Raw genomic sequence first — 25,927 nt, forward strand, 5'->3', positions numbered from 1 at the left:
TAGTAGTATTGCTGATTGTCTACACTGCAACATCAGAAGGGCGGCTATCGGGAGAGCGGAGTGAAGCTTACTGTCGGCAAGAACATGGCATTGCTGGTGTTGGCGGCGCTGTTGGGCCTGGCGCTGTTGACCGGTCTGGAGCAATACCTGATGGAGAGGGTTTATGACGGCGCCAACTTCGGCAACGTCAACGCGGTGCCCAGCCTCAAGGTGTTGGGCGGCCTGCGCCGCGCGTTCCAGGAGAGCAGCACGCAGGCGGGGCGGCTTGACTACGACGCGGACAAGGGCGAGCGGCTCAAGATAGAAAAGAAGGTTCAGGAAGCGCGCGACGCGGTCAGCAATGCCATCCGGGCCTATGAGATCGACGGCTGCGCCGGCGGCAACTGCTTCGCCGACGAAACAGACAAGTCGTGGCTGGAGAGGGAAAAGCCGGTCTGGCAGCGCTATCAGGCCAGTCTGGACAAGGTGCTGCAGGCTGGCGGCAACGGCGAGCAGGGCGCGGCCAAGGCTCACCAGCTGCTGCTGGCGCTGGATCCGATCTCCGACCAGATGCTGGAATTGATCGATAAGCATATCGATTACAATATGCAGATCGCCAAGAAATTTTCCGATGAGGCGGTCGTCATCAAGCGCAACGCCATCGCGCTGACGCTGGTGATCTGCGCGGTGATGCTGGTGGCCATCGCGCTGATCGGTTACTGGACCAGCCGCTCCATCCTGGGGCAACTGGGCGGCGAGCCGTCCGAGGCGGCAGGCATCGCGGCGAGGCTGGCGGAGGGCGACCTGGCGAGCGACATCCTCTTGCGGCCCGGCGACGACAGCAGCCTGATGGCCCGGCTGCAAAGCCTGATCGCGTCGCTGGAAGGGCTGGCCAGCCGGGCTTACGCCATCGGCCAGGGCGATCTTAGCCAGGAAGTGAAGCTGGCGTCGGACAAGGACAGGTTGGGCATCGCCATCAACGAGATGATACGGATGCTGCGCGGCGCCCGCGCCGAGGACGAGCGGCGCAACTGGCTGAAGGACGGCTATAGCCAGATCTCCGCCGCGCTGACCGGGGACCTGGCCACCGAGCAGCTGGCGGACGCCGCCATCGGCCTGATCGGCCGCTATCTCGATGCCGGGCGCGGCGTGTTCTACCTGTACCGCGAGGACGAGCTGCGGCTGGACCTGGTCGGCAGCTATATGTACACCGAGCGCAACAACCTGGGCGCCAGCTTCGCGCTGGGCGAGGGCGCGGTGGGCCAGGTGGCGCGCGAGCGCAAGCCCATCATCCTGGAAGTGAGCGGCGATGCCGCCGCCGCGCCCATCGTCACCGGCACCATGCTGGCCTTGCCGCGCTACACCTACACCTATCCCTTGCTGCACGAAAAAGAGCTGGTCGGCGTGATCGAGCTATCCAGCTTCGAGCATTTCGACGAGCGCAAGCTGGAGTTCCTGTCCAACGTCGGCGGCATGCTGGCGTCTTTCCTGTTTGTCGCCGAGCAGCGGGTCCACATCCGCAAGCTGCTGGCCGCCAGCGAGGCGGCGGAAAAGGAAATGCGGGAGCAGAGCGAGCAGTTGCGCGAAAGCAATGCGCGGATGGAAGAGCAGCAGCAGCAACTGCAGCAGCAGTCGGAAGAGCTGCAGCAGAGCAACGCGCAGATGGAAGAGGCGCAGCAGCAACTGCGGCAGCAGACCGAAGAGCTGCAGCAGACCAATGCGCAGATGGAGGAGTCGCAGCAGCAGCTGGAACAGCAGAACCGCGAGCTGGAGGAGTCGAGGCTGTTGCAGGAGGCCAGGGCGAAGCAGCTGGACCTGGCCAGCAAGTACAAGTCGGAGTTTCTCGCCAATATGTCGCACGAGCTGCGCACGCCGCTGAACTCCATCATCCTGCTGTCCAAGATGATGGTGAACAACGAGGACGGGACGGTGAAGGACCAGGCGCTGAAGTGGGCGCAGGTGATCCATCGTTCCGGCGAGGATTTGCTGCGGCTGATCAACGACGTGCTGGACCTGTCCAAGGTGGAGGCCGGCCGGATGGACGTGCACCTGGCCACGTTGAGCAGCCGGGACGTATGCGGCGAGCTGCAAGGCATGTTCGAGCATCTGGCGCGCGACAAGGGGCTGGACTTCGTCGTCGACGACAGCCTGGACAGCGATTTCGTATCCGATCCGGACAAGCTGTCGCAAATCCTGCGCAATCTGCTGACCAATGCGATCAAGTTCACCCGCAGCGGCGGCGTCACGCTCTCCATGAGCCGCCATCCGGACGCGGCGCTGCCGATACGCATCAGCGTGCGCGACAGCGGCATCGGCATTCCGGCGGAAAAGCGAAGCGTGATCTTCGAGGCCTTCCAGCAGGCCGACGGCTCCACCTCGCGCGAATTCGGCGGCACCGGCCTGGGCCTCACCATCAGCCTGCGCTTCGCGCAGATGCTGGGCGGCACCATCGAGCTGCAGAGCGAGCCGGGCGAGGGTAGCGAGTTCATCGTCTGGCTGCCTGAGAGCGGCAGGCCGGAAGCGGCGTCGGCCGGCTCGGTTTCGTTGGAGGTGGCGGACGACAGGGCGGCGCTGCGGCGCGGCGACAAGGCGATACTGCTGATAGACGACGATCCGGTGTTCGGCCAGATGCTGGTGGCGATGAACCGGCGGCTGGGCTACAAAACGCTGCTGGCGCCGACCGGAGCGGAAGGCCTGGAGCTGGCCTCCGAGCACGGGCCGGCGGGCATCCTGCTGGACTTGGGCCTGCCCGACATGGATGGCACCCAGGTGCTGCACGAGATCAAGACGAGGCCGGCGCTGGCGGACATCCCGGTCTACATCGTGTCGGCGCGCGACCGCGACGAAGCGCTGTTGCAGCAGGGCGCCATCGGCTTTCTGCGCAAGCCCGCCAGCGACAAGCTGCTGGCCGCGGCCGAGGCCGAGCTGGTCAAGGCGGTGGGCGGCAAGGGCGGGGGCATCCTGGTGGTGGAGCGCGGCGGCATCAGCCGCGACGAGGTGTCCAAGCTGGTCGGCGATATCGGCGGCGACATCGTGGCGGCGGCGCCGGACGCCGACTGGAAGGCGCTGCTGGAACGGCACCGCAGCCAGCTGGCGGTGCTGGACCTGGGCGAGGCGGAGATCGCGGACAGCGTGGCCGTCGCCGAGGCGCTGCGCGGCGTGGATCCCGACATCTCGCTGGTGTTCTACGCCAGCGGCAAGCCCAGCGAGGAGGACGAGGCGGCGTTGCGGGCCTATTCCGACTGCGTGATCGTCAAGACGCCGCAGGCCGGCCAGCGGCTGCTGGAAAACGTGGAGCGCTTCCTGCAGGACGTGCCCAGGCAGCGGGCCGAGCTGAAGGCCCCGATCGCGCCCGCCGGCAGCAAGCTGCTGGCCGACCGGCACGTGCTGGTGGTGGATGACGATCCGCGCAATCTGTTCGTGATCACCGCGGCGCTGGAGCGGCACGGCGCCAAGCTCAACAGCGCGGTCAACGGCCGGCGGGCGCTGGAATTCCTGCAGCACCAGAGCGTGGATCTGGTGCTGATGGACATCATGATGCCGGAAATGGACGGCTACCAGGCCATCGCCGCCATCCGCGCCAATCCGGCCTGGAAGGACATCCCGGTGGTGGCGATCACGGCGAAGGCGCTGCCGGCCGAGCGCGAGAAGATCCTGGCCACCGGCGCCGACGACTACCTGTCCAAGCCGGTGGATTACGACGTGCTGGTGGCCAAGGTGGCGCAATGGTGCGAGGGACGGGCTAAGTGAGCGTGACGGTGCAGCAGCGCTCCGGCCAGTGCAAGGTCGCCATTCTGGGGCGGCTGGACCGGCAGGAGGACCGCAATGTGGTGTTGGACCTGCTGCGCGCCAATCCGGAGCAGGCGCTGGAGCTGAGCTTTTACGACGCCGATCTGTTGTGCGTGGAGCTGCTGTGCGCGATGGCGGACCGGCTGAACGGGGGCGGCAAGCTGAAGATTGTCGCTTACCATGCCTTGCTGGCGCATGGGCTGACGCGGCTGAATCTGCCGGCGCGGCTGGTCTCCGGCCGGACCGCGCCGGCCGACGCGCGGCCGAATCCGCGGGCGCTGGCGCTGGCCGGGTCCGCGCAAAGCCTGGAGTGCATCCTGCACATCGTCGAGCGGCTGCCGGTGTCCGAGATGGCGGTCTTCGTCGCCCAGCACGTGCAGGAAAACCAGGTGAACCTGCTCGATCAGCTGCTGAAATCGCGCACCGGCTACAGCGTGGAAATGCCGCAGCACATGGCGCCGGTGAAGCCGGGAACGATCTACGTGGCCCCGCCCGGCCATCACATGCGGGTGGGCCATGGCTATGTCTACCTGACCCGCGATCGGCAGATCCAGTTCGCGCGGCCGTCGATCGACGCGCTGTTCGAGTCGCTGGCCGGCGAGTACGGCGCGGAAGCGATGGCCGTGCTGCTGTGCGGCTTCGGCCAGGATGGCACCGACGGCTGCGCCGCGCTGCGCGCCGCCGGCGCCTGCGTGATCATCCAGGACGGCGGCGAATGCGCGCCGGCGCGCGTGATGCCGGACGCGGCGCGCAACGCCGGCCATTACGATTACCTGATGAAGCTGCCGGCGATCGCCAGCGTGGTCGCGGCCGCGGCGGCCGGCGCCGACGCCCAGCCGGAAGGCGAGCTGCTGGAGCTGTTCCTGGCCGCGCTGGTCAGCCATTACGGCTACGACTTCCGCAATTACCAGCGCGACAGCCTGAAGCGCCGCATCCGCAACCTGATGGGGCAGTTCCATATGGGCGGCTTCGCCGACTTCCAGCGCGCGGTGCTGTCCGACGTCGCGCTGTTCGAGCGCCTGTGCGCGGAGCTGCCGGTGGGGGTGACCAGCTTCTTCCGCCATCCTGAGCAGCTGAAGCTGCTGCGCGAGGAGATCCTGCCCTATCTGTCCAGCTTTCCGCTGATCAAGCTGTGGTCGGCCGGATGCTCCAGCGGCGAGGAAGCCTATTCGCTGGCCATCGTGCTGGACGAGCTGGGCCTGCTGGACCGCAGCCACCTGTTCGCCACCGACTTCAATCCATACCTGCTGGCCCAGGGCAGCAGCGCGCTGTTCCCCGCCCAGGCGCTGGACGCCAACCGCGCCAACTACCTGGGCAGCGGCGGCAAGCGGCTGTTCGACGCCTACCTGTCCCGGAACGGCCGCTTCCTGCAGGCCGACGACCATCTGCGCCAGCGCATCCTGTTCTACCGCCATTCGCTGACCGACGAGGGCATCTTCAATGAATTCCAGCTGGTGGTCTGCCGCAATGTGCTGATCTATTTCGACACCGAACTGCAGCGCCAGGTGCTGCGGCGCTTCGCGCAGTCGCTGCATGCCGAGGGCTTCCTGGTGCTGGGGCCGCAGGACGGCCTGAACCGCCTGGCGCTGGACATGGGCTTCGAGCTCTATCGCAGCGGCAGCCATATCTATCGCGTGGGACGGAGCGCCGCGTCATGAGCCGGAAATTCGTGATACTGGTGGTGGACGACAACGGCAACAACCGCGTCACCCTGCAGGCCCTGCTGGGCCGGCTGGACGACTGCGAGGTGCTGGAGGCGGGCTCCGGCGAGGAGGCCCTGCTGATCACGCTGGAGCGGGAGGTCAACCTGATCCTGCTAGACGTGCAGATGCCGGGCATGGACGGCTTCGAAACCGCCAGCCATCTGCAGATGACCGAGCGCACGCGCGGCATTCCCATCGTCTTCGTCACCGCCATTTTCAAGGCCGACGAATTCATCGGCCGCGGCTACGGCCTGGGCGCGGTGGATTACCTGATGAAGCCGCTGGACGACAACCTGCTGCTCAACCGCGTCCGGCTGTACCAGAAGCTGCACGAGCGCGAGACGGCGCTGGAGGTCCGCAGCCAGGCCTTGCTGGATGCCAACGCCCAGCTGACCGAGGCGCGCGACGCGGCGGAGGCGGCCAATCGCGCCAAGAGCGAATTCCTGGCGGTGATGAGCCATGAAATCCGCACGCCGCTCAACGGCGTGATCGGCATGACCGACCTGCTGAGGCGAACCCGGCTGGACGAGCGGCAGCGCCACTACGTCAGCGTGGTGCATCGCTCCGGCGAGAGCCTGCTGGCCATCATCAGCGACATTCTGGACTTTTCCAAGATAGAGGCCGGCAAGTTCGAATTGGACAACCGGCCGTTCTCTCTCAACTTGCTGGTCGAGGAAATCGTCGAACGGCTGGCGCCTGTCGCCTACGGCAAGGGGCTGGAGCTGATGTGCGCGCTGCCGCTGATGCCGGTGGACGTGGTCGGCGACGGCAAGCGCCTGGGCCAGGTGCTGACCAATCTGCTGGGCAACGCGATCAAGTTCACCGAGTCCGGCCAGGTGTTGGCGCGGGTGGACAGCGTGGCGGAGACGGGGATGGCGTTGACGTGCCGGATCAGCGTCCGGGATACCGGCATCGGCATCTCGCCGGAACAGCAGAAGCGGCTGTTCCAGCCTTTTTCCCAGGCCGACAGCTCCACTACCCGGCGCTTTGGCGGCACCGGGCTGGGCCTGGTGATCTCCCAGCGGCTGGTGGGCATGATGGGCGGGAGCATCGAATTGGCGAGCGAACCCGGCGCCGGCGCCGAGTTCCACTTCACGCTGAGCCTGCCGCGAGCCTCGAGCAGCCTGTCGCCGCCGCCTCCGGCCGACGGCGTGGCGCGGATGAGGGTGCTGGTGCTGGACGACAACGTCACCAATCTGGAGATTCTGGAGCAGCAGCTGGCGTCCTGGAAGTGCCACATCCACGCCTTCCATGAGCCCGGGAAGGCGCTGGACTGGCTGGCTGCGGGGCATGAGGCGGATCTGATCGTATCCGACATGATGATGCCGGAGATGGACGGACAGATGTTCCTGAGCCTGGTGCGGGAGAGGCTGGGGACGTCGGCGCCGCCGGCCATCATCCTCAGCTCCGCCGCCGACGACCTCCAGCAGCTGAACGGCGCCGCGCAGCTGGCGCGCCAGGTGCTGACCAAGCCGGTGCGCCGGTCCGAGCTGTACAACGCCTTGCTGCAGCTGGGATCGTCCGTCGCCAGGGCGGCGCAGGCGGAAGGGGGCGGAGACGACCGGCAGCCGAAGTTGAAGGGACGGGTGCTGCTGGTGGAGGACAATCTGGTCAATCAGGAACTGGCGACGGCGATGCTGGGAAATCTGGGTTGCGAGATGGCGCTGGCGCGCAACGGCGAAGAGGCGCTGCGCTTGTGGCAGGACGGCGCGTTCGATCTGGCGCTGATGGACTGCGAGATGCCGGTGATGGACGGCTGGCAGGCCACCGGCGCGATCCGGGAGCGGGAGAGGGAGCGCGGCAGGGACGCGCGCCTGGTCATCGTCGCGCTGACCGCCAACGCCGGCCTGGGCGAGCGGGAGCGCTGCCTGGAGGCCGGCATGGATGATTATCTGGCCAAGCCCTTTACCCAGCAGGAGCTAGGGGCGGCGTTGGCCCGCTGGCTGCCTTTGGGAGACGAGGCGCAAGCCGGACCGGAAGGGGCGGCGGGCGATGCGGAGAGCCCCGATGGAGAATGGCTCGACGCCGGCACGCTGGATGCGATCCGGGGGATCAAGGCGGATTTGCTGCCGCGCATGCTGAGCGCCTGGATGGACGAGGGGCCGCGGTTGCTGATGGACATTCGGCAGGCGGTGGACGCCGGCGATGGCGCCGGCCTGTTCCGCGCGGCCCATGCGCTGAAGAACTGCGCCGGCAGCGTGGGCGCCCAGCCGCTGGCTTCGCTGTGCCTGGCGCTGGAGCAGCAGGGCAAGGGAGAGGATCTGGCGTCGGCCGTGGATCTGCTGCCGGAGCTGGAGCGGACGTTTGGCTGTTCCATAGAGGCGCTGCGCGCGCTGGACGAGGGGAAGGGGCTGGATTGATCCAACGTGAGGAGCGCTGTAGAGAGGTACCGTTAGTGAAAACCCCATTCCTTGCCGAATAAGGCTTTTTCATTTTTGTGCGCTTGCAACAAAGCGGAACTGGCGCAGAGTTCCTGAAAAAATCTGGTTTTTCTGCAAAGTTTTTGAAAAAACTGCCGCAGTGACAGCCGCTGGCAAGCCTGTGCATTGCCTGGGCAGTTGCAGGTGCTTTTCTTCCCTTCTGCCGTTTTGGCGCATAGGCAGTGTGGCAGACATCTCGAGTCGAAGGCCTGCCCGTCAGCCTGCAGGATGGTCGGGAGTTCTGCCAAAGCGGTCGATGATCCACGCCAGGAAAAATGGCCGGTGCTGGCGGCAGGCCCGCCATTGGCGCTTCCTGGATCAGACCGATGGTTTCTCAACTAATCGCATCTGGGGCGATTCAGACATCCCAAGCTGTTTGTAGCTTACCCCAGCGTCACTGGTGCGCAGAGCGATGTCTGATATCGATCTATTGGTAATGTTCGCATTAGTACCTATAACGGTACCAAAACAGCCCCTTGAAGGGCGGATTCCCACGATTGAGCGCGAGGTGGGCGGGGTATGAGACTAAGCATCAAATCTTTGCTGGCGGCAAGCGCGGGGCTGACGATCCTGCTGCTGTCGCTGGTCCTGCTATGCACTTTCCAACTGCAGCAGGCGTTGGGTACGCAGGCGCGGGCGGAGTCGCAGCGCTATCAGAGCTACCTGCTGGCCAATGAGCTGAGGCAAAGCTCAGACGACTTGACCCGGCTGGTCCGCACCTATGCCGAAACCGGCAATCCCATGTACGAGCGGCAATACTGGGCAGTGCTGGCCATCCGCAATGGCCAGCTGCCGCGTCCAGAGCATTACAACCGCATTTACTGGGATTTCATGGCCGTGGATGGCCGCAAGCCGCAGCCTGATAGCGTCGCGGTGCCTCTGCAGACGCTGATGGGCCAGGCCGGCTTCACCGACGACGAGTTTGCCAAGCTCAAGGAAGCGCAGGCTAATTCAGACCGACTGGTGAATACCGAAACGGTGGCGATGAACGCGATGAAGGGGCGCTTTGCCGATGGCAGGGGCGGTTTTGCCCGGCAGGGAGAACCTGATCCGGCGATGGCCAGACGCATCCTGCATGACAGCCAGTACCATCAGGATAAGGCTTCTATCATGCGCCCGGTGGACGCGTTCTACCAGATGATGGAGCAGCGTACTAACCGCGCAGTGAGCCAGGCCCAGTCGCAGGCTGGCTTGTGGCTGGCCATCCTGATTGGCTTGTTGTTCGCCAGTTGCGTGTTGAGTGTGCTGATGTTCCGCACCATTTACCGAAAATTGCACAGGATGCTGGGGGACGAGCCGTTGCATGTGTCAGGCATGATGCGGGCGGTGGCCGAAGGGGATTTGACGGTGAACGCGCGCGAGGGCGGCTACCCAGCCGACAGCATGGCCGGCGCCATTGTCCAGACCATCGCGGGGCTGAATGCCTCCATCGCCAGCAGCCAGAGCAGCGCCGGCCGCCTGTCCACCTTGGCGGCGGAGATCAATAGCACTTCCCAGAGCCTCTCCAGCAATACCGGGGAACAGGCAGCCAACCTGTCGGAAGCGGCGGCCTCGCTGGAGGAAATCTCCTCATCCATCAGTCAGACCAGTGACAACGCGACCTTGACGGAAGACATGGCGGCTAAGGCGGCCGTCGACGCGCAGCAGGGCGGAGATATCGTCCAGCAGACTGTGCAAAGCATGAAGCGGATCGCCGAATGCACCATGGTTATCGACGACATCGCCTATCAGACCAATCTGCTGGCGCTCAATGCCGCTATTGAAGCCGCCCGCGCCGGCGAGCAAGGCAGGGGTTTCGCGGTGGTGGCGCAGGAGGTGCGCAAATTGGCGGAGCGCAGCCAGATGGCCGCGCGCGAAATTTCCAGCGTGGCCAATCTGGGAGTGAACATGGCCGGCCGGGCCGGACAACAGCTTGAAGCCAGCGTGGACTCTAGCCGCCGCACCGCCTATCTGATCCAGGAAATCGCCAGCGCCGCCAAGGAACAAGCCTGCGCGGTCGGGCAGATCAACGCCACGATCCAGCAACTGAGCGCCGCCACGCAGCAGAATGCATGCCTCGTCGAAGAACTGGCAGTCATCTCCGAAAAAGGCAATGACTGCGCGGACGAGATGCAAAGGCTGATGCAGCGTTTCCAGACACGCGCCGATGTCGGCGCGATCATCCAAAGTCCGGCTGCCGCCCATTCGCGTGCTGTCGTTATCGGGACCGGTCCCGCATCCCGTATCTGATTCCGTCGCCGGGATCGGCGGCGGACCCGGATCGCAAGGAGCTTCCTCCATGAACAATTTTCGCGGCAATGTCGTGATCAACGGTCTGCTGGTGCTGATCGTGCTGACCTTCATCGGCGTGGTGTATACCTTCATATCCATGCGGCAGGCGGTTGACTCGATGAGCGCCGCCAGCGACAACCGCTACCATTCCTACTTGCTCGCCTCCGAGCTGCGGCAGAGCTCGGATGATCTTACTCGCCTGGGCCGCACCTACGTCGTCACCGGCGATCCATCCTATGAGCAGCAGTACAACCGGGTACTGGACATCCGCAACGGCAAGGCGCCGCGGCCGCAGGAGTACAACCGCATTTACTGGGACTTTGTCGCCGCGGGCCAGGACAAGCCCAGGCCGGATGGCGAAACCGTGCCGCTGCAAAACCTGATGAAGCAAGCCGGATTCACCGACGACGAGTTTGCCAAGCTCAAGGAAGCGCAGGCCAACTCCGACGGCCTGGTCAACCTTGAAGTGCGAGCGATGAATGCGGTGAAGGGCAAGTTCGCCGACGCGCAGGGCAATTACACCGTCAACGGGCAGCCCGACATGGAACTGGCGCGCAAGCTGGTGCACAGCAAGGAGTACCACCAGTACAAGGCCAAGATCATGAAGCCTATCGACGACTTCTTCGTTCTGCTGGATCAGCGCACCAATACCGCACTGCAACAGGCGCGCGATAGGCTGTCCAATGCGCAGCTGATGTTTCTGGTGACCATCATCCTGCTGGTGGGCGAAATCCTGTTCCTGATTCTGCTGGGCCGGCGCCAATTGAATGCCCAGTTGGGCGGCTCGGTAAGCGAGATCGAGCAGGTGCTGCAGGAAATCGCCTCCGGCAATCTGACGGTGGCGGTGCCCAATGCGCCGGAACACAGCGCGCTGGGCCAGATCGGGGTGATGAACCAGCGGCTGCGCCGATTGATCGGCGAGGTCAACAACAACGCCGGCGAGCTGGTGAGCGCGGTGGGGTCATTGCATCAGACCACCAACCGCATCAGTTCGGACGCCGATCAGGTGAACCAGGCGATCAGCTCCAATGCCGCGACCATCGAGCAGATCACCGTCAGCGTGACCCATGTCGCCGATACCACCTCAGACGCCAACGCCATCATTTCCCAGGCCAATGACAGCGCTGAGCGCGGCCGCCACGCGATGCAGCAGGTATCGGCGGAGGTGGGCAAACTGTCCCAGGCAATGGCGACATTGGGCGATACCCTGCACTCCCTCGGCAAGCATTCCGAGGAGATCAGTTCTATCGTCGGCGTGATCAAGGATATTGCAGACCAAACCAATCTGCTGGCGCTGAACGCGGCCATCGAGGCCGCCCGCGCCGGGGAACAGGGCCGGGGTTTCGCTGTGGTGGCGGACGAGGTGCGCAAGTTGGCCGAGCGCACAGCACAGGCGACGACTGAAATCACCACCATGACCCAGGGCATGCAGCAGCAGACCGCCGGCACCGTCAGCAGTATGCAGCAGGCGCGCAGCACCGTGGATCAGAGCGTGGACCTGGCTCAGAGCGCTGCCAACGAAATCGAGAACATAGGCGGGTTGATGGGGCAGGTGGTAGAAACCTTCGCACAGATCACCCATGCTACCCGAGAGCAGTCCACCGCTGTCGGCAATATCGCCCACACCACAGAGCACATCAACGGCATGACCCGTTCCACGTCGGAAGTGGCGCAGAGCGCTAGCTCCACCCTGGACGAATTGAACCAGCGCGCTAGCAAGCTCAAGAACGTGGTGGAGCGATTTCATATCTGATTTCGGGCAAGCGACTGTGGCTGGGGCTGGTCATCACCAGCATTGTGAGCGCTCGATAGCTACTCTTCACCGGAATGAGTGGTCAGTTATATCGGAATCAGCGCCGAGTGGCGTGAAAAAACCGGAGGGCGCTTTGCTGGCGGGGCGACTGGCGGGGCGTGAATGGAAAACGGCGCAGGCAAAGCCTGCGCCGTCGGCGTCTGGAACGCGAAAACGCTTATTCTTCCGGCACGTTCAAGGCATTGACGCTGTAGCCGGCGTCGACGTAGGTGATCTCGCCGGTGATGCCGGAGGCCAGGTCGGACAGCATGAAGGCGGCGGCGTTGCCCACTTCCTCGGTGGTCACGTTGCGGCGCAGGCAGGCCTGGCTGGAGGCCATGTTCAGCAGCTTGGAGAAGCCGGAGATGCCCGCGGCGGCCAGCGTCTTGATCGGACCGGCGGAGATGCCGTTGACGCGGATGCCTTCCTTGCCCAGGCTGGCGGCCATGAAGCGCACCGACGCTTCCAGGCTGGCCTTGGCCAGGCCCATCACGTTGTAGTTCGGGATCGCCCGCACCGCGCCCAGGTAGGACAACGTCAGCAGCGCGGCCTTGCGGCCCTGCATCATCGGACGCGCGGCCTTGGCCAGCGCCGGGAAGCTGTAGGACGACACGTCGTGAGCGATCTGGAACGCTTCGCGGCTCAGAGAATCCAGGAAGTCGCCTTCCAGCGCTTCGCGCGGGGCGAAGCCGATCGAGTGCACCAGACCGTCCAGGCCGTCCCATTGCTTGGCGAGGTCGGCGAACAGCTGGTTGATCTCGTCGTCGTTCTGCACGTCGCAGCGGTAAACCAGCTTGGAGCCGAAGTCGGCCGCCATTTCGCGGACACGGTCCTCCAGCTTGTCCACCACGTAAGTGAACGCCAGCTCGGCGCCTTCGCGATGACAGGCCTGGGCGATGCCATAGGCGATCGAGCGGTTGGAGATCATGCCGGTGATCAGGATTTTCTTGCCTTGCAGAAAGCCCATTTGGTGTCCTTCACATGTAAACAGCCAGCCATTATACCGAATGCCGGCGATTTGCAGCAGCGTCGTGGAAGCTAAGCGCCGGTTTCGGCAAGGATAACCCCTTGAACGTAGGGGGAACGGAACTTTGTGCCGCAGGTTGCCGCCCGCTCCGCCGCTTGCTACCATCCCGAATTAAGCACACCCAATTTTGACGAGGAAGCCATGAGCGATCTGATCCTGCACGTAACCGACGATTCTTTTGAAAACGATGTCCTGAAGTCCGACAGCCCGGTGCTGGTCGATTACTGGGCCGAATGGTGCGGCCCGTGCAAGATGATCGCCCCGATCCTGGACGAAGTGGCCAAGGAATACGAAGGCAAGCTGAAAATCGCCAAGCTGAACATCGACCAGAACGAGCAGACTCCGCCCAAGTTCGGCATCCGCGGCATCCCGACTCTGATGCTGTTCAAGGACGGTCAAGTCGCCGCCACCAAGGTCGGCGCGCTGTCCAAGAGCCAGCTGACCGCCTTCATTGACAGTCAACTGTAAAGCGTCTATTCTCCACGCACAATCTTTCATGACGGGTGGCATAAACAAGCCGCCCGTTTCGTTTACGCTTCCACACCCCCGATAGGCGCTCCGCCTCATTACTACCGAGTCGACCTCACGACCGCTATGCACTTATCTGATCTCAAACATCTCCACGTATCCGAGCTCGTTGAAATGGCCATTTCCAACGAGATCGACGGCGCCAACCGGTTGCGCAAGCAGGATCTGATCTTTGCGCTTTTGAAGAACCAGGCCAAGAAGGGCGAGAGCATTTTCGGCGAGGGTACGCTGGAAGTATTGCCGGACGGCTTCGGTTTCCTGCGCAGCCCGGATACCTCCTATCTGGCGGGCCCTGACGACATCTATGTCAGCCCCTCGCAGATCCGCCGCTTCAATCTGCATACCGGCGATTCGATCGAGGGCGAGATCCGCACGCCGAAGGATGGCGAGCGCTATTTCGCGCTGGTGAAAGTGGATAAGGTAAACGGCGAGGCGCCGGAGAATTCCAAGCACAAGATTCTGTTCGAGAATCTGACGCCCCTGTTCCCGACCGAGCAGTTCAAGCTGGAGCGCGACATCCGCGCCGAAGAAAACATCACCGGCCGCATCATCGACCTGATCGCGCCCATCGGCCGCGGCCAGCGCGCGCTGCTGGTGGCGCCGCCGAAGTCCGGCAAGACCGTGATGCTGCAGCACATCGCCCACGCCATCACCGCCAACCACCCGGACGCGGTGCTGATCGTGCTGCTGATCGACGAGCGTCCGGAAGAAGTGACGGAAATGCAACGCTCGGTGCGCGGCGAAGTGGTGTCGTCCACCTTCGACGAGCCGGCCACCCGCCACGTGCAGGTCGCCGAGATGGTGATCGAAAAAGCCAAGCGCCTGGTCGAGCACAAGAAGGACGTGGTCATCCTGCTGGACTCTGTCACCCGTCTGGCCCGCGCCTACAACACCGTGGTGCCGGCTTCCGGCAAGGTGCTGACCGGCGGCGTCGACGCCAACGCGCTGCAGCGTCCCAAGCGCTTCTTCGGCGCCGCGCGCAATGTGGAGGAGGGCGGCAGCCTGACCATCATCGCCACCGCGCTGATCGATACCGGTAGCCGCATGGACGATGTGATCTACGAGGAATTCAAGGGCACCGGCAACTGCGAAATCCATTTGGACCGCAAGATGGCTGAAAAGCGCATCTTCCCGGCGATGAACATCAACCGTTCCGGCACCCGCCGCGAAGAGCTGCTGATTCCGCAAGACCAGCTGCAGCGCATCTGGGTGCTGCGCAAGCTGCTGTACCCGATGGACGACCTGGAGGCGATGGAATTCCTGCAGGACAAGATCAAGGCCACCAAGTCGAACCAGGCTTTCTTCGACTCGATGCGCCGCTGAGCGATATCCGCCAGCCAAGATGCCAGACCATGCCGGTCTGGCATTTTTTTTGGTACATTGGAGACATGTCCGCCGCAAGAGCGGACGCCGGGAGACAAAAGGATAACGATATGTGGTCCATGGAGGCAGACGAGGCCGCCGCGATGATCGCCGGACGGCTGAAATCCTACGATTTCACCGGCAGGGTGGCCGATTTGCCCTATCGGGCGGCATCGCCCGGCTTGAAGGCGGCCGCGGTGCTGGTGCCGCTGGTGTGGCACGCGGACGGCGCCACGGTGCTGTTCACCCGCCGCACCGACCACCTGTCCAGCCATCCCGGCCAGGTCAGTTTTCCCGGCGGCAAGCTGGAGAGCGGCGACGCGTCGGCCCAGGCGGCCGCGCTGCGCGAGGCGCGCGAGGAGACCGGCCTGCCGGAATCGTCGGTGCGGGTGCTGGGAAGCTTGCCGGAATACGTGACGGTGACTGGTTATTTGGTCACGCCGGTGGTGGGGCTGCTGCATCCGCCGCTGGCGCTGGCGCCGGCGCCGGACGAGGTGGCCGAGGTATTCGAAGTGCCGCTGCCGCTGCTGCTGGATCGGCAGGCGTACAGCCGCCACGACTATGTCCGCGATGGCGTGGCCGGCCAGTATCTGTCGTTGCAATGGGACCGGCACACCATCTGGGGCGCCACCGCGGCGATGATGTGGATGCTGGCCGACGCGCTGGGCGGCGCGTCTTTCTAACGCCGGATTTGCCGGCTCACGCTTCTTCCTGATCCGACAGCACCACGTTGCGGCCCGACTGTTTGGCGTCGTACAGCAGCTTGTCGGCGCGCGACATCATCAGCGCCGGGCTGTCGCCCGGCCGCCAGTCGGTGACGCCGCCGCTGAAAGTGATGCGTTGCTCGACGAAGGGGAAGGTGGTGTGGGTCAGCGCGATCTGCAGCCGGTTCATCACTTTTTGCGCGTCGCGCAACCGTGTGTAGGGGAAGATCACCATGAACTCTTCGCCGCCGATGCGCGCGTTGATGTCGGTGTTGCGGGTGGTGTCGCGCAGCGCGTTGGCGACGGCCACCAGCACGTCGTCGCCGGCCTGGTGGCCATATTGGTCGTTGAAGCGCTTGAAGTGGTCGATGTCGAACACGGCGATGGCCATGGTCTGGCCGTAGCGCTCGCAGCGGCTGATCTCGTCGCGCAGCACCATGTCGGCGTGGCGGCGGTTGTACAGGCGGGTCAGCGGATCGGTGACCGCCATCTCGGCCAGTTGTTGATTGCTTTCGTGCAACTGTTGTTCCAGCAGCTTGCGGCCTGAGATGTCATACAACGCGATCAGCGCCGACGGCTGGCTGTCGTGTCCTAGCCGGCGCAGCGAGACGATCGCCCACAGCCGGCTCTTGTCCTCCAGCTCCAGCTCCACCTCTTGCTGCAACGCGTCCTCTCCCTCGCGCAGCCATTGCTCCACCGGCTGCAGCTTCAAGGGCAGGTTCAATTCATTGTCGGCGGCCTGCTCGGGATCGCGCGGCGGCAGGCCCAGCATTTCCCGCGCCGGTGAGTTGGCGTGGCGGATGCGGACGGTCTGGGGATTCACCAGCAGCAGCGCCAGCGGCGCGGTGTCCAGGATCAGCCTGGCCTGCTCCTCGCTGGCGCGTATGCGCTCGTTGCCTTGCAGCAGCAACTGGTGCTGGCGCAGATTGGACAGATGCTTGCGCAGCGCCAGCAGGGTCAGCGCGGAGAGGAACAGCCAGCCCGGGATCGCCAGCCAGGCCTTGTCCCAGACGTAGCGGGTGAAGTCGCGCCGCGACAGGCCCACCGCCACCTGGAACGGGTAGTTGCCGGTCTGGCGCATGCTGTACAGCCGCTCGCGGCCGTCGAAGCTGGACGGCGCGTCGAACAGCATCTGCCCGGGGTCGTGGGACAGGATTTCGCGCGGCTGCAGCGGCCGGTAGCTTTGCGGATCATTGCCGCTGGTTTGCGGCCAGCGCGTCACCGTCAGCTGGCGCTGGTCCAGCACCAGGATCTCGCCGTGCTCCCCAACCGTCAGCCGGCTGACCTCGTCCTGGATGAAGTTGTGCTTGATCAGGCCGGTGGCCATGCCGATCAGGTTGCCTTCGCCGTCGTACAGCTTGTTGGCCAGCACGATGCCGCCGTCGGTGGGGCTGTGTATCACCGTGGTGTAGTTGCTTTCCTTGGGGTCGATCCGGTGCAGCCAGCGGCAGAATTCGTTGTGGTGCGGGGGGGAGGCGCTGTCGCGCTTGCTGCTGAACACCGTCTGGCAGGCGGTGTCCACGATTTCGACGCGGCTGAGGTAGGGCGCCAGCTGCAGCAGCTGCAGCAGTTTCTGAGTCAGGTTCTGGCGCGCGCCCGGCTCCAGCGCGCCGCTGCGCAGCAGGCGCTGGATTTCGGGAATCTGGTTGCTGCTCTGCAGGATCAGGCCGGCCTCGTGTATGCCGGAGCTCAGTCTTTCCGCCAGCAACTGGCTGAGGCCGCTCGCTTGCCGGCCGGCCTCGGTTTCCAGCTGGCGGTAGCTGGTGGACAGGTCCACTGCCAGCAACGCGAGGGTCACCAGCAACAATAGCGCGGCGCCCCATTTGGCGTGGCGGGCGGAGCGGGAGCCGAATCTGGGCGGAGTCATGTCCATGAACGGTGAGGGCTATGCTTTGCTTATAGTAGGCATGTCCCCAGTATGACAGCTCTGCCCATGGCTGCGTAGCGCGTTACAGGGTGAAGCGCATGGACAGATCCAGCGCGCGCACGTCCTTGGTCAGCTTGCCCACGGAGATGCGATCGACGCCGGTGGCGGCGATGGCGCGCACGCTGTCGAGGTCGATGCCGCCCGAGGCCTCAAGCTCGGCGCGGCCGGCGCTGATCTCCACCGCGCGGCGCATGTCGTCCAGCGACATATTGTCCAGCAGCACCAGTTTGGCGCCGTGGCTCAGCGCTTCCTCCAGTTGCGGCAGCGACTCCACTTCGATCTGCAGCGTGACGCCCGGCGGCAGGCCGGCCTGCGCCTGGGCCATCGCCTGGGCGACGCCGCCGGCGGCCATGATGTGGTTTTCCTTGATCAGGATGCCGTCGAACAGGCCGATGCGCTGATTGGCGCCGCCGCCTACGGTGACGGCGTACTTTTGCGCCAGGCGCAGGCCGGGTACGGTCTTGCGGGTATCCAGGATGCGGGCGCGATGGCCGGCCGCCGTGTCGACGTAGCGGCGGGTCTCGCTGGCGACGCCGGACAGCAACTGCAGGAAATTGAGCGCGCTGCGCTCGGCGGTGAGCAGCGCGCGGGCCGGGCCGCTGATCCGGCAAAGCTCTCGGCCCGCCTCCACGCGTTCGCCTTCGGCCGCCAGCCATTCCACTGCGCAGCGAGCGTCGACCTGGCGGAAGCACTCGTCGAACCAGGCCTGGCCGCAGATCACCGCGTCTTCGCGGGCGATCACGCGGGCGGCGCCGGTTTTGTCTGCGGCTATCAGCCGGGCGGTCCAGTCGCAGGGACCGATGTCTTCGGCCAGGGCCAGGGATACGTGTTGGGCGATCAGGTGGTGGGCGGGCAGTGGCATGAAGGTCTCCATCCAAAAGCGTATTGTAACGGCAGGAGCCGGAGTTGGCGCGTGCGCCGGCGGCGAAAGTCCGGGAGGGCGCGCGGGCATCTGTTATGCTGAGGCCCGGTTTCTTTAAATTTGAATGTCATGGATTTGTCCGCATTGCTGTTTGCCGGCTGGGCGCCGTGGCTGGCCGGCGCGCTCGCGGCCGCGGCGCTGACTTTCGCCGCGTTCCGGGTGCGATGGCGCATGTTGGATCCGGCGGCGCTGAATGCCTGGATGGGGGCCTGCGTGCTGGATCTGGCGCTATGGCTGCTGCGCGGCGGCCTGCAGCCGGGCTTATCCTTCCATTTGCTGGGAGCGGCGTTGTTCACCTTGCTGATGGGGCCGTGGCTGGCGATGCTGGCATTGGCGGCGGTGCAGTTGGCCTTGGCCGCGGCCGGCCACGCCGACTGGCGGGCGCTGGGGCTGAATTGGCTTTTGACGGCGCTGCCCGCGGTGGCGGTGACCGCCGGCATGCTGGAACTGGCGCGGCGGCGCTTGCCCGCGCATTTCTTCGTCTACATTTTCGTCAACGGCTTCCTGGCCGGCGGGGCCAGCCTGCTGACGGCGGCCTTGTGCGGCGTGCTGGGGCTGGGCCTGGCCGGCGCCTATCCCTGGGACGAGCTGTTGGAGGAAGCATTGCCTTATTACTTCTTGCTGTCGTGGTCGGAAGCCTTCACCACCGGCTTGCTGCTCGCGGTGCTGGTGGTGTACAAGCCGCGCTGGGTGGCGACCTTTGACGACGGGCGCTATCTTGGAGGCAAGCCGGGCCCCGGCTGAGCGGCGTTTGCCGCTGTCAAAACAAGGAGAAGTCGATGCCGTTCGTGCTATGGAGTCTGTTGTTGGCCGCGGTGCTGCCGCTGATCTGGGCCGGCGTGGCCAAGGCCGGGGTGCGTTACGACAACCATCGTCCGCGGGAGTGGGCGGCGCAGCTGGCTGGCCGCCGCCAGCGCGCCAACTGGGCGCAGCAGAATGCCTGGGAGGCGCTGCCCACTTATCTGGCGGCCGTTACGGCCGCCTGGCTGATGAAGGTGCCGGTGGCGGAGATGAACGCCGCCGCGGCCGTGTTCGCGCTGGCGCGCGTCGGACACGGCCTGCTGTACGTGGCGGACCAGGCGGCGCTGCGCTCGCTGGCCTGGCTGATCGGCCTGCTGGCCGTGCTTTACCTGTTCTTGCGCGCCGGCGGCGTGATCGCCTTATAGCCAGCCCTGCGCCTGCAGCGCGGCGCGGACCTGGGGCAGGCCCGCGGTGTGGAAGGCTTGCCAGCCCTGGGCGCGCGCGGCCTCCACGCACTCGATGTTGTCGTCGAAGAAGGCGATGGCTTCGGGCGCGACGCCCAGGGTTTGCTGGACATGGCGGTAGATGGCGGCGTCCGGCTTGCGCAGATGCAGCAGGTGGGAGGCGAAGGTGTGCCGGAAGTGTGGCAGCAGGCCGAATTCGCGGTCTATCTTGTCCCAGTGCAGCGGGTTGTTGTTGCTGAGCGCGGCCAGCGGAAAGCGGCGGGACAGTTCGGCCAGCATTTCCGCTGCGCCGGGGTAGGCGCCGGCCAGCCAGTCGGACAGCTGCCCGAGCATCGCGTCGGCGTCGACGCCCAGCTGCAGGGTGTCGGTCATCGCGGCGGCGAACTCGCGCGGCGCGCATTCGCCCAGATCCAGCTTGGCCACCCAGGGGCTGTCGATCCAGAACAGACGCGCCTGTTCGCGCTCCAGCCGGCCATCCGACAGCCGCACCAGCGGGTCGATGCCGTTCCAGTCCACCAATACGCCGCCCAGATCGAATACCAGAACTTCCGCTTGCTTGCTCATTTGCTCTCCATAGACATTGCGTTGTCGGGGCCGGGCGCTTACAGGATCAGCGGTTCCGGTTCCAGCGCCACGCCGAATTTCTCGCTTACCGAGTTTTGCACCTTGCGCGCCAGCGCATGCATTTGGGCGCCGGTTGCCTGGCCGTGGTTGACCAGCACCAGCGCCTGTTTGTCATGCACGCCGGCGTCGCCGTCGCGATAGCCTTTCAGCCCGCATTGATCTATCAGCCAGCCCGCGGCCAGCTTGACCCGGCCGTCGGCGGCGGGATAGTTGGGCAACTGCGGATGGCGCTCCAGCAGCGCGGCGGCTTGTCCGGCGTCGACGACCGGATTCTTGAAGAAGCTGCCGGCGTTGCCCAGCACGGCGGGATCGGGCAGCTTGCTCTGGCGGATGGCGACCACCGCCCGGCTGACGTCCAGCGGCGTCGGCTGCTCCACGCCGTCGGCCTGCAGCTGTTTCTGGATGTCGCCGTAGCCGGTGCGCAGATCCGCGCGGCGGGACAGCCGGAAACGGACCGCCGTCACCAGCAGCCGGCCGGCGGACTCGCGCTTGAACACGCTGTCGCGGTAGCCGAAGCGGCACTCGGCGTTCGACAGCGTCAGCGCCTCGCCGTTCCGGTCCAGCCGCGCGCACACCACCTCCAGCAGGCGGTCCTTCACCTCGACGCCGTAGGCGCCGATGTTCTGCACCGGACTCGCGCCGACTGTGCCGGGTATCAGACTGAGATTTTCCAGGCCGTACCAGCCTTGGGCCAGCGCGTATTGGACGAAGCCGTGCCAGTTTTCGCCGGCCGCGGCCTCGACAATCACGTCGTCGCCGTCTTCGCCCAGCAGGCGGATGCCGGCCAGCGCCACCTTGATGACCAAGCCGGGATAGTCGCGGGTCAGCAGCAGGTTGCTGCCGCCGCCCAGCCACAGCACCGGGCCTTGGCGGTACAGCGGATGCGCCAGCAGGGCCGGCAGGTCGGCGGCATCGTCCAGCTGGCAAAAGTGGGCGGCGCGGACGGCCATGCCGAAGGTGTTGTAGGAGCGCAGGTCGACATCCGCGCGAAACTGCAGGGTCATAACAGGATTCCTTGATCGCGGCGCAGCCGCTTGCGGCTGGCGCGGGCCAGATAATAGGTCAGAAGCAGGCCGGCCACGGTCAGGCTGATCACCAGCGCGGTCCAGAAGCCGTAGATGCCCATCCGCGGCACGATCCAGTCGGTCAGCCCCAGCAGCATGCCCAGGCCCAGGCCCACCATCCAGAACGAGGTGATGTGGATCAGCATCGGCACGGCGGTAAGCTTGTAGCCGCGCAGCGCGCCGGAGGCGATGGTCTGGGCGGCGTCGGTCAGTTGATAGACGGCGGCGAACAGCAGCAGCGTGGTGCCCATCGCGATCACTCTGGGATCGGTGCTGTACATCCACATGATGGGCTCGCGCAGCATCAGCACCAGCAACATCGCGCCGCCGGCCATCGCCAGCCCCATCAGCATGCCGACGCCGGAAATGAAGCGGGCGGCCTTGTAGTCGCCGGCGCCGGCGTGATGGCCGACCCGCACCGACAGCGCGGTGGCCACGCTTTGCGGCAGCATGTAGATCAGGCTGGAGAAGTTCAGCACCGACTGGTGGGTGGCCACGACCACGGTGCCCAGCTCGGCGATCAGCAGCGCGATGAAAGAGAACAGGCTGACTTCGACGAAGAAGGACAGGCCGATGGGCACGCCCAGCCTCAGGAAGGCGAGGAAGCGGCGCCAATCCGGCGCGGCCAAGCCGGCCAGGATGCGGTTGTCGCGGAAATTGCGGTGCCAGCTGACATAGGCGAGCAGCGCCAGACAGTTGAACCAGAACGCGATGCCGGTGGCCCAGCCGCAGCCGGCGCCGCCCATCTTGGGCATGCCGAACAGGCCGTGGATCAGGATGTAGTTGAGCGGAATGTTCAGCGCCAGCGCCAAGAGGCTGACCACCATGATGGCCTTGGGGTGGCCCAGGCTGGAGGCGTAGGCGTGCAGCGCGCGGTGGATCATCGCCGCCGGCATGCCTACGGCCGCGCCGGTGATGAACAGCATCACCTTGTCGGTGACCTCGGGCGGCAAGTGCAGCCAGTGGCGCAGCGGCGCTTCCAGCGCCAGCATCAGGCCGCCGCCCAGGATGCCGAGGATGAGGCCGAACCACAAACCCTGGGCCGCGTCGTGGCCGAAGGCGCGCTGGTCCCGGGAGCCCAAGTGGTGGGACAGGATGGGATTGAGCGCGGCGACCACGCCCATCAGCGTCACGTAGGCGGTGATGAACACGCTGGCGCCCAGCGACACGGCGGCCAGGTCGTCGGTGCCGACGCGGCCGGCCATCACGGTGTCGACGAAGCTGGTGGCCACCTGGGCGATCTGGGCGATCATCATCGGCAGCGCGAGGCCGGCGATCTGGCGCGCTTCGGCCAGGATTTCGGCGCGCGAGGCGCGGTTGAGTTCGAACAGCATGCGGTCCTGCGGATTTGGGGCAGAAACTGCCGATTATAGCCGCCCCGCCCGCATACTGTCTGCATAAGGACGGCCAAGCCCCGTGGACATGGCGCCACGTTGCGCTACGGAGTATAGACCCAGGCGCTTGGCAGGACGCGCTTAGAACCGCACCGGCGGATCGCGCCGCAGATCGCAGCTGATGATCAGCTCGCCGCCGAAGCGGGTGTTGATCGCCAGCGCGTCGGCCAGGCTGATGTCGCGGACGGTCAGTTGCTGTTCGCAGCGGTCTATCTCATAGCCCTGGTCGCGGGCGAAAGCGGCGAGGTCGTGCAGGGCGCTGTCGTCGCCGGACGGCAGCGGTGTGGCGCTCAGGCTGCCACAGAGGGGGCGAGGTCTTCCCACGGCATCAAAAATCGCAAAAGAGAAATCGGTATAGCTGTCTTGCAGGCAGTCGTACATTTTTGGCTCTCCAGGTTCGGTCGCGCTGCGCGTGCCGGGCCTGGATGGCCGGCGACGCTTTAGCAGGATTTTTCGGCGCCCTGCAAGTTGTCATTAACTCGGCGCCTGAACCGATCCGAAACCGCCTGCGGGAGAGCATGCCCGGCCAGCCATGAAAAAACCCGCTGGCCATTAAGCGCAAGCGGGTTGATCCGGATACGCTTTAGCTGGCATTTATCAAGCGCCCGCAAGCTGTGTCAAATCGGCGCATGAGTATTAGATTATGCCGATGGCAGCTGGCTGTCAACACCGGTTTCCCGGCTAGACCCGTTCCGGCAGCGCGCGGGCCGACGGCGGGATTTCATCCGGTATCGGCAGGCTGGACGGTTCCTCGCGGGGTCTCTTGAGCAGCGTGGACAGCGCCAGGCCGCCCAGGCTGCCGCCCAGAGCCACGTAAAGGATGGCCGGCAGGCCGAAGCGGGTGGCGACGAAACCCGCCAGCGCCGGCGCCGCGCCGCCGCCCAGCACCTCGCCCAGTCCCACCACGATGCCGGTGGCGGCCGGCAGCAGCGCGGCGGGCACCGATTCCCCGGTCAGCGGGCCCACGGTCAGGCAGGTGAGGCTGCAATTGAAGAAGGAAATGCCGAACAGCAGGATGAACAGCAGCCATGGCTGGGCCGGTGCCATCTTGAGCAGCAGCACCAGCGCCGCGCTGGCGGCGAATGACAGCATCACCGCCGGTTTGCGGCCGTAGAGATCGGACAGGCCTGGCACGATCAACTGGCCGATGAAGCCGCCGATGCCGATGGCGGAGATCACCGACGCCATTTCCATCGTCGACAGCCGCAGGTGGTCGGTCAGATAGTTGGGCAGCATCGCGCACAGCACGAACTGGCAGGCCAGGATGCAGAACATCAGCAATACGTTGAGCCGGATATTGCCCAGCCGCAGCAACTGCCGCCACGGCAGCGGGGCGCCGGCGGGCTGGCTGGACGCGGCCGGCAGGTGGCCAAGCTCCGGCCGGTAGTGGCGCTGGATCAGCCAGGCCAGCAGGAAGCCGGGCAGCGCCACCACGGCGAACACGCCGCGCCAGGAGTGCAGCGTTTCCAGCAGCCAGACGGCGATCAGCGGCCCCAGCGCCAGTCCCAGCACCGGAAACAACGCTTGCTGCACGCCCAGATTGAAGCCGCGCCGGTCCGGGTGGGACACCTCGGTGGCGACGGTGATGCCGGCGGGCGTGAACAAGCCTTCGCACACGCCCATCAGCGCGCGCAGCGCCAGCAGGCCGAACAGGCCGTTCGCCAGCGCCGACAGGCCGGACAGCGCCGAAACCAGCAGCAGCGAGCCGACCAGCACCGCTTTGCGTCCCAGGCGGTCCACCATGCGGCCCACGGTCAGCGCGGCCAGGCCCCAGGCCATGGCCAGCGCGGCGGACAGGTTGCCCAGATCCTGATAGTTCATTTGCAGGTCCCGCATGATGACCGGAAACAAGGGCAGGATGATGAAGCGGTCCAGCCCCACCAGGCCGAAGCCCAGCGACAGCAGCGCCACCATGATGGTTTCGTGTCGCCCGGCGCGGGGACCGGGCAGTGTTGGCTTGTTCATCGCGTTTTCCTGAGGCGTCGCCGACGGACGCGCCGATCCGAGGGCCACCCGCATGGGGGAGCCGATGGCCGGCGGCGAGCCGCGGCGGAAGTGGCGAAAGGGAAGGTGACGACGGGAGGGAGCAGGCGCACCGTTTTGGCGCGCCTGTCAGGCGGATGGCCTCAGGCCGCCCACTGGCCCACCGCCATCTCGGCGGTGAAGCCCGGGCCGAAGGCGGCCAGCATGCCGATCGAGCCCTCTTCGGTGTTGGCGGCGAAGCGGCGGCTCAGCACGTCGAACACCACCACGCTGGCGATGTTGCCGGCTTCGGACAGGCTGTTGCGGGAGTGGGCCACCTTCTCGGCCGGCAGCTCCAGCTTGTTGACCAGTTCGTCCAGAATCTTGCGGCCGCCGGTGTGGAACACGAAGAAGTCGTTGTACGAGCACTGCTGGTTGTACACCTGCTGGTTCAGCTCCTCCATCACCGGCGCCACGTCCTTGATCGAGTTCATCACCGCCTTGTCCAGCGTGAAGTGGAAGCCGGTGTCCTTGACGTCGTAGCGGATGAAGTGCTCGCTCTTGGGCAGGAAGAAGGAGCGGGTGCCCTTGATATGGAAGCCTGCGGCGTCGTCGTCGGCGCGCACCACGCAAGCCGACACGGCGTCGCCGAACAGCGCGGACGAGATGAAGGCGTGCAGCTTGGTGTCGTCAGGCTGGTAGCACAGCGACGAGAATTCCAGCGACACGATCAGCACGTGGTTGCGGCCGCCCAGGCTGGCGAAGTCGTGGGCGCGGTTGATGGCGGCGGCGCCGGCCACGCAGCCGAGCTGGGCGATGGGCAGCTGGATCGTCGATTGCGCCATGTTCAGGTCGTTGATCAGGTGGGCGGTCAGCGACGGCATCATGAAGCCGGTGCACGAGGTGACGATCACCATGCGGATGTCTTGCGGCGTCAGGCCGGCGCTTTCCAGCGCCTGCAGCGCGGCCTTGGACGACATCGCCCGCGCCTCGCGCTCGTAGACGATGCTGCGGTGGGTGAAGCCGGTGTGCACCGACAATTCGTCGATCGGCAGCACCAGGTGGCGGGTGTTCACCTCGGTGTTCTGGATCATCCTGCGCGCCAGCGGCAGGCGCGGGTGGTCGCCGTGCAGTTCTTCCAGGTGCTCGATCATTTGGGCCTGGGTGATCTTGTATTGCGGGAACAGCACGGACGGTTGGCAGAGCGTGGACATGGTTCAGACCTTTATATCAGTGAGTGGCTAAGATTCGGGT

Annotated in this window: 20 protein-coding genes; 10 read left to right on the forward strand and 10 right to left on the reverse strand. The window is 65.4% G+C overall.

Annotated features, from left to right (window positions below):
• The first annotated feature begins 60 nt into the window (after positions 1 to 60).
• From BKX93_RS21065 to BKX93_RS21075, 3 genes are read left to right on the forward strand one after another with little or no spacing between them, the layout of a single operon-like run.
• Positions 61 to 3,729 (forward strand): response regulator, encoded by a 3,669-nt coding sequence (locus BKX93_RS21065; RefSeq protein WP_145929362.1) that lies wholly within the window; start codon positions 61 to 63, stop codon positions 3,727 to 3,729.
• Positions 3,726 to 5,426 carry a chemotaxis protein CheB gene (locus BKX93_RS24230; RefSeq protein ID WP_052717450.1) on the forward strand — a complete coding sequence of 567 codons (1,701 nt, stop codon included), beginning with the start codon at positions 3,726 to 3,728 and terminating at the stop codon, positions 5,424 to 5,426. Before BKX93_RS21065 ends, BKX93_RS24230 begins: the two co-directional genes overlap by 4 nt.
• Complete coding sequence (locus BKX93_RS21075; protein WP_070981245.1) at positions 5,423 to 7,831, forward strand: response regulator; 2,409 nt, start codon at positions 5,423 to 5,425, stop codon at positions 7,829 to 7,831. Before BKX93_RS24230 ends, BKX93_RS21075 begins: the two co-directional genes overlap by 4 nt.
• A 69-nt stretch (positions 7,832 to 7,900) precedes the next feature.
• Here BKX93_RS21075 and BKX93_RS24930 read toward each other — a convergent pair whose 3' ends face one another.
• A complete protein-coding gene (locus tag BKX93_RS24930; protein ID WP_145929363.1) occupies positions 7,901 to 8,086 on the reverse strand; it encodes a hypothetical protein in 186 nt (61 codons plus the stop codon).
• Positions 8,087 to 8,410: 324 nt separating this feature from the next.
• On the opposite strand from BKX93_RS24930, the gene BKX93_RS25920 reads away from it, so the two are divergent.
• Positions 8,411 to 10,120 (forward strand): methyl-accepting chemotaxis protein, encoded by a 1,710-nt coding sequence (locus BKX93_RS25920; RefSeq protein WP_070981247.1) that lies wholly within the window; start codon positions 8,411 to 8,413, stop codon positions 10,118 to 10,120.
• A gap of 49 nt (positions 10,121 to 10,169) precedes the next feature.
• A complete protein-coding gene (locus BKX93_RS24945; RefSeq protein WP_070981249.1) occupies positions 10,170 to 11,915 on the forward strand; it encodes a methyl-accepting chemotaxis protein in 1,746 nt (581 codons plus the stop codon).
• 217 nt (positions 11,916 to 12,132) lie between these two features.
• On the opposite strand, the gene fabI is transcribed toward BKX93_RS24945, so the two are convergent.
• Positions 12,133 to 12,921 (reverse strand): enoyl-ACP reductase FabI, encoded by a 789-nt coding sequence (gene fabI / locus BKX93_RS21090; RefSeq protein WP_021476379.1) that lies wholly within the window; start codon positions 12,919 to 12,921, stop codon positions 12,133 to 12,135.
• Between the two features lie 201 nt (positions 12,922 to 13,122).
• On the opposite strand from fabI, the gene trxA reads away from it, so the two are divergent.
• The 3 genes from trxA to BKX93_RS21105 all read left to right on the forward strand — a co-directional run bounded on the left by trxA (position 13,123) and on the right by BKX93_RS21105 (position 15,554).
• A complete protein-coding gene (gene trxA, locus BKX93_RS21095) occupies positions 13,123 to 13,449 on the forward strand; it encodes a thioredoxin TrxA (RefSeq protein ID WP_046158204.1) in 327 nt (108 codons plus the stop codon).
• A gap of 126 nt (positions 13,450 to 13,575) precedes the next feature.
• Positions 13,576 to 14,832, forward strand: coding sequence for a transcription termination factor Rho (gene rho, locus BKX93_RS21100; protein ID WP_021476377.1), 1,257 nt, complete (start codon positions 13,576 to 13,578; stop codon positions 14,830 to 14,832).
• Between the two features lie 110 nt (positions 14,833 to 14,942).
• Positions 14,943 to 15,554, forward strand: a complete 612-nt coding sequence (locus BKX93_RS21105; protein ID WP_070981251.1) for a CoA pyrophosphatase — start codon at positions 14,943 to 14,945, stop codon at positions 15,552 to 15,554.
• A 16-nt stretch (positions 15,555 to 15,570) separates the two neighbouring features.
• Here the strand turns inward: BKX93_RS21105 and BKX93_RS21110 are convergent, their stop codons facing one another.
• Both BKX93_RS21110 and nadC read right to left on the reverse strand, forming a co-directional pair.
• On the reverse strand, positions 15,571 to 17,442 hold the full coding sequence (locus tag BKX93_RS21110; RefSeq protein WP_186009457.1) for a sensor domain-containing diguanylate cyclase: 1,872 nt from the start codon (positions 17,440 to 17,442) through the stop codon (positions 15,571 to 15,573).
• Positions 17,443 to 17,524: 82 nt separating this feature from the next.
• Complete coding sequence (gene nadC, locus BKX93_RS21115; protein WP_070981254.1) at positions 17,525 to 18,364, reverse strand: carboxylating nicotinate-nucleotide diphosphorylase; 840 nt, start codon at positions 18,362 to 18,364, stop codon at positions 17,525 to 17,527.
• 129 nt (positions 18,365 to 18,493) lie between these two features.
• Here nadC and BKX93_RS21120 point away from each other — a divergent pair, with 129 nt between their 5' ends.
• Complete coding sequence (locus BKX93_RS21120; RefSeq protein ID WP_070981256.1) at positions 18,494 to 19,168, forward strand: energy-coupling factor ABC transporter permease; 675 nt, start codon at positions 18,494 to 18,496, stop codon at positions 19,166 to 19,168.
• Between the two features lie 35 nt (positions 19,169 to 19,203).
• The gene (locus BKX93_RS21125; RefSeq protein ID WP_046158200.1) at positions 19,204 to 19,590 is read left to right on the forward strand and encodes an MAPEG family protein; all 387 of its coding nucleotides are present in this window, start codon (positions 19,204 to 19,206) and stop codon (positions 19,588 to 19,590) included.
• Here BKX93_RS21125 and BKX93_RS21130 read toward each other — a convergent pair.
• From BKX93_RS21130 to BKX93_RS21155, 6 genes are all read right to left on the reverse strand, one after another.
• Positions 19,585 to 20,193 (reverse strand): HAD family hydrolase, encoded by a 609-nt coding sequence (locus tag BKX93_RS21130; protein WP_052729376.1) that lies wholly within the window; start codon positions 20,191 to 20,193, stop codon positions 19,585 to 19,587. The genes BKX93_RS21125 and BKX93_RS21130 overlap by 6 nt on opposite strands.
• Before the next feature lie 38 nt (positions 20,194 to 20,231).
• Positions 20,232 to 21,257, reverse strand: coding sequence for a UDP-N-acetylmuramate dehydrogenase (murB, locus tag BKX93_RS21135; protein WP_070981257.1), 1,026 nt, complete (start codon positions 21,255 to 21,257; stop codon positions 20,232 to 20,234).
• Positions 21,254 to 22,651, reverse strand: coding sequence for an MATE family efflux transporter (locus BKX93_RS21140; protein ID WP_046167325.1), 1,398 nt, complete (start codon positions 22,649 to 22,651; stop codon positions 21,254 to 21,256). Before BKX93_RS21140 ends, murB begins: the two co-directional genes overlap by 4 nt.
• A gap of 141 nt (positions 22,652 to 22,792) precedes the next feature.
• Complete coding sequence (locus BKX93_RS21145) at positions 22,793 to 23,092, reverse strand: hypothetical protein (RefSeq protein ID WP_021476368.1); 300 nt, start codon at positions 23,090 to 23,092, stop codon at positions 22,793 to 22,795.
• Positions 23,093 to 23,392: 300 nt separating this feature from the next.
• Positions 23,393 to 24,676, reverse strand: coding sequence for an MFS transporter (locus tag BKX93_RS21150; RefSeq protein WP_070981259.1), 1,284 nt, complete (start codon positions 24,674 to 24,676; stop codon positions 23,393 to 23,395).
• A 161-nt stretch (positions 24,677 to 24,837) separates the two neighbouring features.
• Positions 24,838 to 25,887 carry a type III polyketide synthase gene (locus BKX93_RS21155; protein WP_021476366.1) on the reverse strand — a complete coding sequence of 350 codons (1,050 nt, stop codon included), beginning with the start codon at positions 25,885 to 25,887 and terminating at the stop codon, positions 24,838 to 24,840.
• Positions 25,888 to 25,927 lie beyond the last annotated feature (40 nt).

This window comes from Chromobacterium vaccinii (assembly GCF_001855275.1).
In the GTDB taxonomy this organism is placed as follows: Bacteria; Pseudomonadota; Gammaproteobacteria; order Burkholderiales; family Chromobacteriaceae; genus Chromobacterium; species Chromobacterium vaccinii.

Excerpts from the sequence above, each read along its gene's own strand:
- BKX93_RS21150 (WP_070981259.1), bottom strand. The coding sequence starts at position 24,676 with ATGAACAAGCCAACACTGCCCGGTCCCCGCGCCGGGCGACACGAAACC.
- BKX93_RS21125 (WP_046158200.1), top strand. The coding sequence starts at position 19,204 with ATGCCGTTCGTGCTATGGAGTCTGTTGTTGGCCGCGGTGCTGCCGCTG.
- BKX93_RS24930 (WP_145929363.1), bottom strand. The coding sequence starts at position 8,086 with ATGTCTGCCACACTGCCTATGCGCCAAAACGGCAGAAGGGAAGAAAAG.
- BKX93_RS21140 (WP_046167325.1), bottom strand. The coding sequence starts at position 22,651 with ATGCTGTTCGAACTCAACCGCGCCTCGCGCGCCGAAATCCTGGCCGAA.
- BKX93_RS21145 (WP_021476368.1), bottom strand. The coding sequence starts at position 23,092 with ATGTACGACTGCCTGCAAGACAGCTATACCGATTTCTCTTTTGCGATT.
- BKX93_RS21120 (WP_070981256.1), top strand. The coding sequence starts at position 18,494 with ATGGATTTGTCCGCATTGCTGTTTGCCGGCTGGGCGCCGTGGCTGGCC.
- BKX93_RS21105 (WP_070981251.1), top strand. The coding sequence starts at position 14,943 with ATGTGGTCCATGGAGGCAGACGAGGCCGCCGCGATGATCGCCGGACGG.
- BKX93_RS25920 (WP_070981247.1), top strand. The coding sequence starts at position 8,411 with ATGAGACTAAGCATCAAATCTTTGCTGGCGGCAAGCGCGGGGCTGACG.
- nadC (WP_070981254.1), bottom strand. The coding sequence starts at position 18,364 with ATGCCACTGCCCGCCCACCACCTGATCGCCCAACACGTATCCCTGGCC.
- BKX93_RS21130 (WP_052729376.1), bottom strand. The coding sequence starts at position 20,193 with ATGAGCAAGCAAGCGGAAGTTCTGGTATTCGATCTGGGCGGCGTATTG.
- murB (WP_070981257.1), bottom strand. The coding sequence starts at position 21,257 with ATGACCCTGCAGTTTCGCGCGGATGTCGACCTGCGCTCCTACAACACC.
- BKX93_RS21110 (WP_186009457.1), bottom strand. The coding sequence starts at position 17,442 with ATGACTCCGCCCAGATTCGGCTCCCGCTCCGCCCGCCACGCCAAATGG.
- BKX93_RS21075 (WP_070981245.1), top strand. The coding sequence starts at position 5,423 with ATGAGCCGGAAATTCGTGATACTGGTGGTGGACGACAACGGCAACAAC.
- BKX93_RS21155 (WP_021476366.1), bottom strand. The coding sequence starts at position 25,887 with ATGTCCACGCTCTGCCAACCGTCCGTGCTGTTCCCGCAATACAAGATC.
- rho (WP_021476377.1), top strand. The coding sequence starts at position 13,576 with ATGCACTTATCTGATCTCAAACATCTCCACGTATCCGAGCTCGTTGAA.
- BKX93_RS24945 (WP_070981249.1), top strand. The coding sequence starts at position 10,170 with ATGAACAATTTTCGCGGCAATGTCGTGATCAACGGTCTGCTGGTGCTG.
- fabI (WP_021476379.1), bottom strand. The coding sequence starts at position 12,921 with ATGGGCTTTCTGCAAGGCAAGAAAATCCTGATCACCGGCATGATCTCC.
- trxA (WP_046158204.1), top strand. The coding sequence starts at position 13,123 with ATGAGCGATCTGATCCTGCACGTAACCGACGATTCTTTTGAAAACGAT.